The 11,902-nt window shown below is 56.5% G+C and carries 13 protein-coding genes; 7 read left to right on the top strand and 6 right to left on the bottom strand.

Going from position 1 to position 11,902, the window contains the following annotated elements; translation table 11 throughout:
• Window positions 1-96: 96 nt before the first annotated feature.
• Window positions 97-525, top strand: coding sequence for a hypothetical protein (locus tag ACEN83_RS12490; RefSeq protein WP_218481955.1), 429 nt, complete (start codon window positions 97-99; stop codon window positions 523-525).
• A 205-nt stretch (window positions 526-730) separates the two neighbouring features.
• On the top strand, window positions 731-1,045 hold the full coding sequence (locus ACEN83_RS12485; RefSeq protein WP_218481957.1) for a hypothetical protein: 315 nt from the start codon (window positions 731-733) through the stop codon (window positions 1,043-1,045).
• Window positions 1,046-1,838: 793 nt separating this feature from the next.
• Here the strand turns inward: ACEN83_RS12485 and ACEN83_RS12480 are convergent.
• The 5 genes from ACEN83_RS12480 to ACEN83_RS12460 form a co-directional block, all read right to left on the bottom strand.
• Window positions 1,839-2,606, bottom strand: coding sequence for an ABC transporter ATP-binding protein (locus ACEN83_RS12480; RefSeq protein WP_495580464.1), 768 nt, complete (start codon window positions 2,604-2,606; stop codon window positions 1,839-1,841).
• A gap of 20 nt (window positions 2,607-2,626) precedes the next feature.
• Entirely contained in the window at window positions 2,627-3,340 is a 714-nt protein-coding gene (locus tag ACEN83_RS12475; RefSeq protein ID WP_429384505.1) for an ABC transporter permease, read from the bottom strand.
• Window positions 3,337-4,026 (bottom strand): ABC transporter permease, encoded by a 690-nt coding sequence (locus tag ACEN83_RS12470; RefSeq protein ID WP_102701110.1) that lies wholly within the window; start codon window positions 4,024-4,026, stop codon window positions 3,337-3,339. The genes ACEN83_RS12475 and ACEN83_RS12470 overlap by 4 nt, the downstream gene beginning before the upstream one ends.
• A gap of 101 nt (window positions 4,027-4,127) precedes the next feature.
• The gene (locus ACEN83_RS12465) at window positions 4,128-4,916 is read right to left on the bottom strand and encodes an ABC transporter substrate-binding protein (RefSeq protein WP_495580463.1); all 789 of its coding nucleotides are present in this window, start codon (window positions 4,914-4,916) and stop codon (window positions 4,128-4,130) included.
• A 58-nt stretch (window positions 4,917-4,974) separates the two neighbouring features.
• Complete coding sequence (locus ACEN83_RS12460; protein ID WP_495580462.1) at window positions 4,975-6,144, bottom strand: M20 aminoacylase family protein; 1,170 nt, start codon at window positions 6,142-6,144, stop codon at window positions 4,975-4,977.
• Between the two features lie 129 nt (window positions 6,145-6,273).
• Between ACEN83_RS12460 and ACEN83_RS12455 the strand changes: the two genes are divergently transcribed.
• From ACEN83_RS12455 to ACEN83_RS12440, 4 genes are all read left to right on the top strand, one after another.
• On the top strand, window positions 6,274-7,224 hold the full coding sequence (locus tag ACEN83_RS12455) for a LysR substrate-binding domain-containing protein (protein ID WP_495580461.1): 951 nt from the start codon (window positions 6,274-6,276) through the stop codon (window positions 7,222-7,224).
• 179 nt (window positions 7,225-7,403) lie between these two features.
• A complete protein-coding gene (gene gfa / locus ACEN83_RS12450; RefSeq protein ID WP_495580460.1) occupies window positions 7,404-7,982 on the top strand; it encodes an S-(hydroxymethyl)glutathione synthase in 579 nt (192 codons plus the stop codon).
• A 334-nt stretch (window positions 7,983-8,316) separates the two neighbouring features.
• Window positions 8,317-9,126 (top strand): glycosyltransferase family 2 protein, encoded by an 810-nt coding sequence (locus tag ACEN83_RS12445; RefSeq protein WP_007978194.1) that lies wholly within the window; start codon window positions 8,317-8,319, stop codon window positions 9,124-9,126.
• Window positions 9,127-9,188: 62 nt separating this feature from the next.
• Window positions 9,189-9,992: a 2OG-Fe(II) oxygenase gene (locus ACEN83_RS12440; RefSeq protein ID WP_104448481.1), complete on the top strand. Its 804-nt coding sequence runs from the start codon at window positions 9,189-9,191 to the stop codon at window positions 9,990-9,992.
• A 595-nt stretch (window positions 9,993-10,587) separates the two neighbouring features.
• On the opposite strand, the gene ACEN83_RS12435 is transcribed toward ACEN83_RS12440, so the two are convergent.
• Complete coding sequence (locus ACEN83_RS12435; protein WP_495580459.1) at window positions 10,588-11,112, bottom strand: zinc ribbon domain-containing protein; 525 nt, start codon at window positions 11,110-11,112, stop codon at window positions 10,588-10,590.
• Between the two features lie 70 nt (window positions 11,113-11,182).
• Between ACEN83_RS12435 and ACEN83_RS12430 the strand changes: the two genes are divergently transcribed.
• The gene (locus tag ACEN83_RS12430) at window positions 11,183-11,884 is read left to right on the top strand and encodes an EthD domain-containing protein (RefSeq protein ID WP_492586688.1); all 702 of its coding nucleotides are present in this window, start codon (window positions 11,183-11,185) and stop codon (window positions 11,882-11,884) included.
• Window positions 11,885-11,902 lie beyond the last annotated feature (18 nt).

Here is an 11,902-nt window from a genome sequence, read left to right as displayed (position 1 = left end):
ACGGGCAGAAAACGGCCAAAAACGGACCCTCCAAGCAAGAATGTTTGCGTCCGCTACGCCATTCCACCAAGCACGATGCTGAAAGCGAGGATAGGAATGACAGTTGGCCGCAGAGATGATCTTGCCTTTTCCATCCTGTTAATCACTCCGGTTCTCCTTTACGCCAGTATATGTGCGAACCCGCTGTATACAGGCAGTGGGTACCTTGTCGCAGTCCCCGCGGCGGTGTGCGTACTGGGCTTGATGTTTCGAAAGCCTGCCCTGTTGCTGACTGGCACGACAGCCGGGGCGGTGGCCACGCTGTTGATCTACATGAACATCATCGCCAGCCTCGACCACCCCGAAGGGTTGTTTGGGCTCGGGCATGTGTTCTCCATGCCCGGCATGTTGGTTGGCGCAGCAGCGTCGGCCTGGCTGTTGAGATACCGTGTGAAAGCAAGTTTGCCGTGGATCGTCGCGGGCATTGACTTTCTGGGAACAGCCTTGAACCCCTGCCGCACAGGCTTGCGAGAATCTGAGCATTAAGTTAATAACAACAATGTCTGTTTGACATCACGGCCCTTTGTAACAGCGATGAGAAAAATAGCCTCCGTTTGAACATGTTTTCGAGCATTCACGGACATAAATGGGCAACCTGCCTGTACCCGGCCAAGCTTCCAACAGGTGTGGCAGCCCCGCACGAGTGGTCTGCAGCAAAGCTCATTGGCGAAATCGACAATTAGGAACTAGCATGGATATTCTAGCGTTAAAACAGGCCGCAATCGAGTTGCGAAAACAACTGGAATTGTATAAAGAACAAGAATCTGCAGCCCTGGCTTTGTATGAACAAATGGAATATTTGATATCCGCAGCTGAGCGTGGTGAGATCAATACCCAAGTTGAAGCAAGGGATATACCAGGCCATCGCATCATGGATGAATCAAACCTTCGGAAATATCGCGAGCTTTCGGATGCTTACAGCAATTTTTATGTTGAACTTATCGAGGGGCGTGGCTCGGACACGCTTAAAATGATAGAAGAGATCATGAAAAAAGCCAGGCCGTAAAATAGCTACTTCTCGGTTAAACTTGCGCTGACATTCACCAAAAACCGAATTAATCGGTGATATGACAACAGCCCTACTGTTGAGCGGTCAGCAGTTTAGCTAATGGGTAACATTCCGGGCATCTGTAAGCGGCTGGCAAACCCACTTTGGCTGATTACGCTGCTTGCCACATGCGGCAGCAACTCGTCAATCTGATTCATCTTCTGCGTCGGCAGCCGCACCAGTACGTCTTTCAAATAACCACAGCCGACGCACTAACGATGCTCCTGCACGCCATTTGTGCGGCCATGGAAGAGGTGACTAAGTGGCTTTCTGAGAGTGAAGTGGGAGTACCGCCGCTAATGCGCCATGGAAACACTGAACACGAATGCTCTAGGCATCACGGACGCCATCATGCGACTACGGAGGTTGTAGGCATCATCTAACGCCCCGCGGCCCCTCCTTCATGAGCGAGTCCCATTGCAATACGGGAAGAATCGGACTCTTTGAGGGTGGAATATTGCATCCATTTGACCTACAGGCGCCGCAGTGATGACCGACCGGGAACGGTCAAACGCTGACTGCTGCGAGGGACTAAAAACGCCCCATTGCTGCCTGTCGCGAAGGGCAGCTACCGGCCCAGAAGCAGCCAGTCGGTTGCTGTGCTGACGTTAGTACTCGAAATTATCCTTCACGCCTGTTAAGTCGAATTACTCTCTCGGCACTGCAGTCAGAAATCCCCCTTGTGAAGTCTGTCTCCCCTGGGCACCCGCCATTGAACGCCGGTGCCTTTCTTTCGCGGATTAACGAGCAGCTACTTGAGACTCCCGGCGAGGAACTGCTGCAACCGCTCGCTTTGCGGCTGTTCCAGCAGTGTGCCTGGCGCGCCCGACTCCTCCACCCGCCCCTGATGCAGAAACATGACGTGGTTCGACACCTGCCGGGCAAACGCCATTTCGTGGGTGACGACCACCATCGTCCTGCCCTCTTCGGCCAGTTGCTGCATGACCTTGAGCACCTCACCCACCAGTTCAGGGTCAAGGGCCGAGGTCGGTTCGTCGAACAGCATCACCTCGGGTTCCATGGCCAGCGCACGGGCAATCGCCACCCGTTGTTGTTGCCCGCCGGACAAGTGCACCGGGTACTGGAGCTCGACCTTTTGTGGCAGCCCCACCTTGGCAAGGTAATGACGCGCCCGCTCCAGTGCCTGCGCCCGGCTGATACCGAGTACGCTCATCGGGCACTCGATGATGTTTTCCAGCACGGTCATGTGGCTCCACAAATTGAAGTGCTGGAACACCATCGACAACCGGCTGCGCAGGCTCCGCAGCTGCCCGGGGTCAACCACACACAACTCGCCCCTCGAGTTTCTGCGGGTGAACAACTCTTCGTCGTTGACGACAATGCGCCCGGCCGACGGTTGTTCAAGATGGTTGATACAACGCAGGAAGGTACTTTTCCCGGACCCGGAGGAGCCGATGATGCTGATCACATCACCCGCCCTGGCCTTGAGCGAAACCCCTTTCAGCACTTCATGGTTGCCGTAGTTTTTATGGATATCTTCAACGATCAATTTATACATTCGAGCAAGTCCGATAGGGGTCAGTGCGTGCGCGGTTTGAGGTAGGCCAGCCAATGCAGTTCGCCGCGTCGAAACAGCCAGATCAGAAAAAAAGCACAGGCGGCGTACAACACACCGGCAATGCCAAAGGCCGTGAAGGATGCATAGGTCGCCGAGTTGACATCCCGGGCGATCTTCAGCAAATCAGGCACGGTGGCGGTAAAGGCCACGGAAGTGGAATGCAGCATCAGGATCACTTCATTGCTGAAAAACGGCAGCGCACGGCGCAACGCCGACGGCAGGATGATCCGCCGATAAAGCGTGAACCGGCTCATTCCGTAGGCACTGGCGGCCTCGACTTCACCGTGGGCGGTCGCCCTGATGGCGCCGGCAAAAATCTCGGTCATGTAGGCGCAGGTATTGAGCCCGAACGCGAGCACCGTGCAGTTGAAGCCGTCACGGAAAAACGCGTTGAGAAAGTCCTGGGACCGCACCACATGCAAGCTGTACACCCCGGTGTAGAAGAACAGCAGCTGGATGTACAACGGGGTGCCACGAAACACGTAGGTGTAGCACCAAACCGGCAGGCGCAGCAGCGGGTTGCGGCTGACGCGGGCCATCGACAACGGCACCGCCAGCAAAAAGCCCATCGCCACCGCCAGAATCAGCAACCACAAGGTCACCACCAGCCCGGAAAAATGCGGCCCGTCACTCCACAGGTAAGCCTGCCAGTAACTTTCGAGAATGGCGGTCATAGCGCAGCCTTCCTGACGCCGACCGAGTAGCGGCGCTCAAGCCACAGCAACACGCCATTGGAGACCGTGGTAATGGCGAGGTAAATCAGGCCGCCGACCAGGGTGAAGTAAAAGAACTGCATCGAGCCCTTGCCCGCATCCTGCGTGGCCTTGACCACGTCGGTCAGGCCGATGATCGACACCAGGGCCGTCGACTTGATCAGCACCTGCCAGTTGTTGCCAATGCCCGGCAAGGCGTGGCGCAGCATTTGTGGAAAGAGGACCTTGCGAAAGGTTTCCCCCCGGGTCATGCCGTAAGCCCTCGCCGCTTCGATCTGTCCCGCCGGGACGGCCTGGAAGGCGCCGCGAAACGTCTCGGTAAAGTAGGCCCCGTAAATGAACGCCAGCGTCACGACACCGGCCAGAAACGGGTCGATGTCAATCTGAGTGATGCCCAGCCAGTCGGTCATCCGGTTGAGCAACATCTGCAGGCTGAAGAACAGCAGCAACATGATCACCAGGTCCGGCATGCTGCGGATCACGGTCGTATACCCTGCGGCCAGTGCGCGCAGCAATCGATTGGACGATAACTTGGAACTGGCGCCGATCAGTCCGGCCAGGACGGCGATTAGCAATGAACAAAGCGCCAGTTTGACGGTAGCCAGGGTGCCCAGCAGGATCTGCGGGCCAAAACCTTCCAGAAGCATCTCACTCTCCTTGTTCTTGTTAGGGTGAGGTGAAGGGGGGGCAATAGAGCGCTCGAACGAGCGCCCTGTTCAAGGTCACGACGACGGTTTACCGGGCGCCGTTACCGGGCGCCGTAGACGTCGAAATCGAAGTACTTGTCGTTGATCCGCGCGTAGGTACCGTTGGCGAGAATGGTTGCCAGGGCTTTGTTCAAGTCTTCGCGCAACGCGACATCTTCCTTGCGCAGACCAAGGCCATCGCCGACGCCGAAGAAGCCCGGGTCCTCCAGGGTGGTACCGGCAAATTCATAGTCCTGACCCGCCGCTGTTTTCAGGAAGCCGTAGCTGGCTTGAATGGCCCCCTGCAACGAGGCGTCAAGTCGCCCAACGACCAGGTCGGCGTACACCTGGTCCTGATTCTGATAGGAAAGAATGTCCACGCCCTTGGAACCCCAAACCGCTTTGGCATAGGACTCCTGGGTCGAGCCCTGCTCCACACCGATGCGCTTGCCCTTGAGCGATTCGAGGGTCGGCTGTAATCCCGATCCACGTTTGGCCACCAGGCGTGCCGGTGCATTGGACACCTTGTCGGTAAACGCAATCTGCTCAAGGCGTTTGGGGGTGATGGTCATCGAAGACGCCACCGCATCGAACTTGCGCGCCAGCAGTGCCGGGATCATCCCGTCCCAACTGCTTTCCACCCAGACGCAGCGGGCTTTCAGTTCGGCGCACAACGCCTCGGCGATGTCGACCCCGAAGCCGGTCAGTGTGCCATCCTGGTTCTTGTACTCCAGCGGCGGATACGTCGGGTCCACTCCCAGCTTCAACACTTTGCCGGACCAGTCGGCCGCCCCCGCCAGGCTCGAGGCCGTCAGGAACACCAGGGAAACGGCTGCAATCGTCTTGTTCATTTTTATTCCTCTCAGACCGTAGGTTTTTTACCGGCACAACGGGTGAACATGCGCCGTCTCAACTCAGAAAACGTTCGACCAACTTGACCCAATAGCTCGCGCCTACCGGCAGGCAGCCGTCATTGAAGTCATAGCCGGGGTTGTGCAGCAGGCACCCGCCTTCGCCCTCGCCGTTGCCGATCACCAGATAGCTGCCGGGGCACTTTTCCAGGACAAAGGCAAAGTCCTCGCTGGCCGTGAATGGCCGCAAGTCATCGATCAGGTGTTCATCTCCCAGCCACTCGCGGGCGACCTCATGGGCAAATGCCGTCTGTACGGGATCGTTGATCAACACCGGATGGCAATGCTGGTAATCGATGTGGACCCGGGCGCCGAAACTCTCGGCCTGGCCCTTGACCAGTTCGGTGATCCTGACCTCCAGCAACCGCCGAACCTCGGGGGTCAGGGCGCGCACGCTCAGGCTCAAGTCGGCACTGGACGGGATGACGTTCGAGGCGCTCCCGGCTTGCAGGGAGCCCACGGTGATGATCGCCATCTCCTGCGGGTTGACGTTGCGCGAGACGATGCTTTGCAGGGCCATCACGATCGAGGCGCCAACCACCACCGGGTCGACGGCTTTGTGCGGCACCGCGCCATGGCCGCCGTTGCCGATGATCTTGATGTTCACCGTGTCGGCAGACGCCATGAACGGTCCGCTGTAAAAACCCAAATGCCCGACGGGGTAACCCGGCACGTTATGCATGGCGAAGATCGCGTCACACGCAAACCGTTCGAGCAGTCCGTCCTCCAGCATTTTCCTGGCACCGCCCAGCCCCTCTTCCGCCGGTTGGAAAATCAGGTGCACGGTGCCGTTGAAGGCCCGTGTCCGGGCCAGATACTGACCCGCGGCCAGCAGGATGGCGGTATGACCGTCGTGACCGCAGGCATGCATGACACCGTCTATCCGGCTGGCATAAGGCACACCGGAGGATTCCTGGATCGGCAGCGCATCCATGTCGGCGCGCAAGCCAATGGACCGACCCTCGCCATTTTTCAGGGTGGCAACGACCCCGGTCTTGCCCACCCCGGTGCTGACCTCAAAGCCCCACTGAGTCAGACACGCGGCAACCCGCTCACTGGTGGCGAATTCTTCAAAACCCAGCTCAGGGTGCGCGTGAATGCTGTGACGTATCGCGATCATTTCATCTTGCATCGCGGCAATACCAGGCAGGACCAAACCGGCATTCATGAATGTTCTCCTTCGAGGGCTGTGCAGCAGCGAAAGCGCTGTTGGGCTCGATCTTAGGGAACTGGCGCTGGGCTGGGGAGGCGCAGTTTGGTTATGATGACAACCATGAGTTGTCACCAGGGTGAGCAGATGAAACTGCATCAATTACAGGCGCTGATTGCCAGCGCCGAAACCGGCAGCATCCGCGCGGCCGCTCGTTCGCTGCAGATTTCCCAGGCTGCGGTGACCAAAGCGTTGCGCGAACTGGAAACCAGCCAGCAGCTACCGCTGTTTACCCGAACCGCCAGCGGTCTGAACTTCACCGAATACGGCAAAGTGCTGCTGACTCATGCCCGGCTGGTGATCAAGCAACTGGAGCACGCACAGACCGAGCTCGATCACATGCGCGGGAAGGCCCAGGGCCGGCTCTGTGTCGGGATCACCCCATGGGTCGCCCTGACCTTCCTGCCCGAAGTCGTGTCGGTTTTTCGCGAGCGTATGCCACAAATCAGGCTGGAGCTGTACGAAAGCCTGATGGCCGTTGCCCAACCGCTGTTGCGCGACGGCAGCATGGACTTCGCGATTGGCCAACTCCATCCCACCCAATCGACCCAGGAATTCGCCAGCGAAACCTTGCTCGATTACCAGACCTCGGTGCTGGTCCGCGAGGGGCACGCCCGACAGCATGCGCGATCGATCCACGAGTTACTGGAAGAAAACTGGACCCTGAACTACGCGCCGGACGGGCACGATGGGCTGATGCAGGAACTGTTCTGGAAACACGGCGCGCAGATTGACGAAAATCGAATCGTGCGTGCTCATTCACTGGCCATTTTGCAGATGATGGTCGAGCGGGCCGACATGTGCACCTGGGGGCCTTCGATCGTGAGCACAGCCCCGCCATTCCTGGGGCGCGTGGTATCCCTGGGGTTGGCCGAGCAGTTCGAGCCCCGGCAGCTAAGCATCGTGACGCGCCGCGATGGCGCTCTGAGCAATCCGGCAGTCTGCTTCACCGAGTGCCTGTTGCAGGTCATTCGGCGCCATGCGCGTTCGGCCAAAAAAGAAGACCGCGCGCTGTTTGAAACCTTGCGGCTGCGGTGAGGTGAGCCTGGCCGCACTCAAGGCGTCATCGCAGACTATTCTTGATCTGGGTAACCCACCGGTCGCACCGAAGGAGGTCTCTCGTTGATGCACTGTGTCCTTTTCAAAATCCGCTGATCCAACGGTCTGGGGCACGGCCCCAGGCACCTTTGTCTGCCCCCTGAAACGGAGACGCCAGCATGAGCACCTTGCAACTTCACCCCGCACTGGACAATGGCATCCAACCCGCCGCCGCGAATTTCACCGGTGGCACCCTGCAATGCCTGTGTGCGACCGACAAGGTCGAAGTCAGGATCGACGCGCAAACCCTGCATAACCACGCGTGCGGCTGCAGCAAATGCTGGAAACCACAAAACGCGATATTCGCCGTCATCGCCGTGGTGCCTCGAGATAAGGTCAGCGTCATTGCCCACGGCGAAAAACTGGAGATTGTCGACGCAGCCGCCACCATCCAGCGCCACGCCTGCAAGCAGTGTCACGCCCATCTCTTCGGGCGCATCGAGAACAAGGACCATGCGTTTTATGGCCTGGACTTCGTCCACACCGAGCTTTCGCCACAGCGCGGATGGGCGGCGCCGGGATTCGCGGCATTCGTGTCCTCCATCATCGAAACCGGCACACCGCCAGCGCAAATGAAGGCTATCCGCGAGCGCTTGCGCTCGATCGGCCTGGAACCCTATGACTGCCTGTCCCCGGACCTGATGGACGCACTGGCGACCCATGTCGCCAAACAGAGAGGCCTGCTACCCGCCGCCTGATCGATCGGTCGCCGCGGTTTCTTTTCCGGACCGCGGCGCCGATTCACCTTGAGATTGAATCCAGTCCCCCCCGCCCCCGGAGGGACTCATATGCCCCCACCGATGTAACGAACTATTTCGTGGATATTTACCTATAGAGAGGATCCTTATACGATGAGGCCCGCATCCACTGCTCTCCCTCAGGCGCGAGTAAGCCATCTAAATTTAGTGCATGACAAAGCGACTTGAAAATTGAGCTTTACAGACGAAAAACATTGCGCGGGCAAATACGCGAAACCGGATACGGACTCAATCGCCCCCACCTATAAATACAATATCATTGAGCACCCGAACAATGAACAGCACTAGCCCCCCGACTGAATTCCCCAATAATTTCAGCATCGTCATCGTGAACTACAAGACTCCGGAAATCACCAAGATATGCTTAGAGTTATTGCACCAGCACGTGGGTGGCCACAACGTCCCAATCTGGGTGGTTGACAACTACTCGGCCGATGAAAGCACTGAATACTTGCGAACACTGGACTGGATCAACTTGATCGAGCGATCCGTTTCCGAACCGGAAGCAGGCCATATCGCGCACGGCAAGGCACTCGACATGGTGCTGGAGCGAGTCGACACCGATTACTTGATCCTGATGCATACCGACACGTTCGTTTTCGATAAAAATGTCTTTCCGATGATACTGAACAAGTGCATCAATAATAAAAAAGTCGCAGCCGTCGGGTGTGTAGAACAATTGAATCGTGGCACCGCGAGAACGCTTTGGCGCTTTAGTTCGCGACTGTTCAAACACCACTACAGACGCATTAAAACCTCCATGGGATTACGTTCCAGAGAACCAAAACCCTATAGAGAGGTCTATTTGAAGAGTTTCTTCACATTGTGGAACTGCAAACTCGTCAAACAGCACGGCATGCACTTCTCGATGGATGATCGTGTTCCTGGATATACTCTTCAAGACCGAATGACCCAACTTGGTTATGTCGTTGAAACTTTATCGCCACGTAAAATCTTCAGCTATCTCGATCATATCCAGGCGGGGACTGTTGCAGCGGCTGGCGGCTATGGAAAGACTCATAGACGAACCAAAATGTACAATAATATACTTAAGCGCCTGAACAAGGGTGACGGCAAGGCCTAAGCTACGCCGACACGTATGAGCCAGTCACCCGCAGGTCGTTATATCAAGTTATCGGAGCAATAATGGCAGTCATCACTCAGGCACTACCCATCACCCTCTCACCGGAGCTTGATTTCGACCAGAACGACGCCAGCGCCTTTGGTGAGTCATTGACTGGCCAATATGTCCAGGCCACGCCATTTCCGCACATCGTCATCGACAACTTCCTGCACGAAGACCTGATTGCAAGCATTTGCTCGAACTTCCCGGTCGAGCCAACCAATAACGAAATGCTCTACGAGCGCGGCTATAAAGGGCAACGAAAGCGTCAAATCAGCCCCAACGAATGCTCTCCGTTTTTAAAGACTGTTTTCAATGCTTTCAACTCGGCACCCATGCTGCAGTTTCTTGAGAAGTTAACCGGCATCGAAGGCTTGATACCTGACCCCTACTTTACCGGTGGTGGCTTGCATGAAACGAAAAGCGGCGGTTTCCTGGGGGTGCACTCGGACTTCAGGCTCAACAAGAAGCTTAACGTCGAGCGCAGGCTGAATATCATTATTTATCTGAACGAAGACTGGAAAGAGGAGTATGGAGGCAACCTGGAACTTTGGGATGTCAACATGAAAACCTGCCTTAAAAAGGTCTTGCCCATTTACAATCGCTGCGTCGTTTTCAATACAGACAAAGACAGCAACCATGGGCACCCGGAGCCTTTGACGACCCCAGAGCACATCACTCGCAGGTCTATAGCGCTTTATTACTACACCGCCGGCACCTTGGCGATCGATCCCGCGCAAAGAAACAAAACCCACTACAAACCAAGGCCCAAAGATCGTTTCAGCCTCAAGTACTACATGAACAAATTAATCAAGAAGAAAAACTGAGCCATACCGCCAGACGATTGAGTTCATGCTTTTCAGGCTTTAGCTCGATGCCCGGTCGCGATCAGCTCCGTCGGGCACCCGCACTCGGTGCACGCCGGCAAGCCGAAAGCCTCTGGATCGCTCCTGCTGCAAGGGTAACGGAACGGAAACGCTAACGTGGGTGTCAGCTGTTTAGACACCCCTGTTTCGTCCCTCAACCCAAATGAAGCGGTGAAGTCATGAACAATATCATCTACCTCGTTGGCGCCGTCGTGATCGTCCTGTTTATCCTGTCGTTTGTCGGCATGGTCTGATTCACACTGTCAGATGCCAAGGGCAAAAAAGCCCGCTCAATGGCGGGCTACCTGGAACAGCCCCAAGTAACCAAGGGCTCTCACCCCTGACGTCTCGAGGGGGCCTCGTTGTTTGGTGGCGCATACGTTCCCCTGTAGGAGCTGCCGAAGGCTGCGATCTTTTGATCTTGATCTTGATCTTGATCTTGATCTTGATCTTGATCTTGATCTTGATCTTCAGCAATCTCCAGATCGCAAAAGCAAAATCAAAAGATCGCAGCCTTCGGCAGCTCCTACATTATCTGTTTTCCCCCGGGCTGCCGTTACAGACCCTTGCGCAAATCGTCCTCCAGCTTTCGACAAACCTCTGCGATGATGCTTTTTCCGACTGCAGGGCCGGAGTAGCTCTCTATTTCCTCGCGGCATTGTTCGACGGCCTCACGGGCCTGCATGCTTTCCCTGTCTTGCGATGTGTTGCTGACATAAAAGCCGACTGCCAGGTACAAGGTGATTGCGACAGTGATTCCAACGACGATCTTGCCGACCCGGCCAATTTTCTTTTCTGACGGTATTGGCCATCCGGGCGAGCTTCGTATTTTTTGCCTGAGGTCGGATTGGCAGTGTTTACATAAAATGGCTTCAGCCATGATGACTTCAGCGCAATAGGGGCAACTCTTTTTTCCAGCCTCCACAGATGAAACTCCTTTTTCAAAACGAGATTCTAACATTGGGTTCGGGGGCGAGAGACAGCGTTGCTGCTCACCCAAAGCGCCGGCATCTCCCCGCCTGATTTTTTTTGTTGAATAGTCTGTTTGAGGTATTACCGAGGGCTGAGTTTGATCAACCATGACACCCGTATTTTCCCACGTGTCTGCACGGTTGCTTCATCCAACAATCACAACGAGGCGCTTGATCGCTATGGAAAAAGTCATCTATCTGTTGTGGCGTGATGCTCAAGTCAGTCCTGATACCTTCACCCATCGCCTGCGCAGTGAAGTCGCCGGGCAATTGCTGGCACTCGGTGCCAGTAGCGTGCAACTGAACCTGTCCGATGTCGATGTGCAGCCCGCAGCCGGACTGCGCCAGGAAAACAACCGACCACTGCCCGATGCCAGCCTGTCGCTGTGGCTGGACAGTGCCAACGGGCCCGCTCGTCGTCCTTTCGACAGCGTCATCACGGCCGCAACGGCACGCATGGCCGCCTACCTGGTATGCGAGTCGGTAGCCATCGCCAATACTCGCTTCCCTTCAACGCCCGGTGAACGTACTCACGGGTTCGCCCAGTTGGCCCTGCTGACCCGACCTCCGCGTCTGACGCACGAAGCCTGGCTGGACATCTGGCGCAACCATCACACTGAGGTGGCCGTAGACACCCAGGACAACTTCCAATACGTGCAAAACCTGGTGGTGCTGGCGCTGTCGCACGGTGCGCCAAGGATCGATGCCATAGTCGAGGAATGTTTCCCACCCGCTGCCATGACCGATCCCCGGGCCTTTTTCGATGCAGTGGGCGACGAAGCGAAATTCCAGCGTAACCTGGCGACGATGATGGACAGCTGCAGCCGATTCCTCGATTTCGACAAGATCGACGTGCTGCCTACCAGCCAGTACTGTCTGTAGGACCGGGTAATCGCCAAG

It is taken from the genome of Pseudomonas sp. Pseusp49, assembly GCF_059491875.1.
The sequence above is the reverse complement of the archived record's forward strand: the minus strand, read 5'-3'. Positions and strand labels throughout refer to the sequence as shown.

Excerpts from the sequence above, each read along its gene's own strand:
- ACEN83_RS12490 (WP_218481955.1), top strand. The coding sequence starts at position 97 with ATGACAGTTGGCCGCAGAGATGATCTTGCCTTTTCCATCCTGTTAATC.
- ACEN83_RS12485 (WP_218481957.1), top strand. The coding sequence starts at position 731 with ATGGATATTCTAGCGTTAAAACAGGCCGCAATCGAGTTGCGAAAACAA.
- ACEN83_RS12480 (WP_495580464.1), bottom strand. The coding sequence starts at position 2,606 with ATGTATAAATTGATCGTTGAAGATATCCATAAAAACTACGGCAACCAT.
- ACEN83_RS12475 (WP_429384505.1), bottom strand. The coding sequence starts at position 3,340 with ATGACCGCCATTCTCGAAAGTTACTGGCAGGCTTACCTGTGGAGTGAC.
- ACEN83_RS12470 (WP_102701110.1), bottom strand. The coding sequence starts at position 4,026 with ATGCTTCTGGAAGGTTTTGGCCCGCAGATCCTGCTGGGCACCCTGGCT.
- ACEN83_RS12465 (WP_495580463.1), bottom strand. The coding sequence starts at position 4,916 with ATGAACAAGACGATTGCAGCCGTTTCCCTGGTGTTCCTGACGGCCTCG.
- ACEN83_RS12460 (WP_495580462.1), bottom strand. The coding sequence starts at position 6,144 with ATGAATGCCGGTTTGGTCCTGCCTGGTATTGCCGCGATGCAAGATGAA.
- ACEN83_RS12455 (WP_495580461.1), top strand. The coding sequence starts at position 6,274 with ATGAAACTGCATCAATTACAGGCGCTGATTGCCAGCGCCGAAACCGGC.
- gfa (WP_495580460.1), top strand. The coding sequence starts at position 7,404 with ATGAGCACCTTGCAACTTCACCCCGCACTGGACAATGGCATCCAACCC.
- ACEN83_RS12445 (WP_007978194.1), top strand. The coding sequence starts at position 8,317 with ATGAACAGCACTAGCCCCCCGACTGAATTCCCCAATAATTTCAGCATC.
- ACEN83_RS12440 (WP_104448481.1), top strand. The coding sequence starts at position 9,189 with ATGGCAGTCATCACTCAGGCACTACCCATCACCCTCTCACCGGAGCTT.
- ACEN83_RS12435 (WP_495580459.1), bottom strand. The coding sequence starts at position 11,112 with ATGGTTGATCAAACTCAGCCCTCGGTAATACCTCAAACAGACTATTCA.
- ACEN83_RS12430 (WP_492586688.1), top strand. The coding sequence starts at position 11,183 with ATGGAAAAAGTCATCTATCTGTTGTGGCGTGATGCTCAAGTCAGTCCT.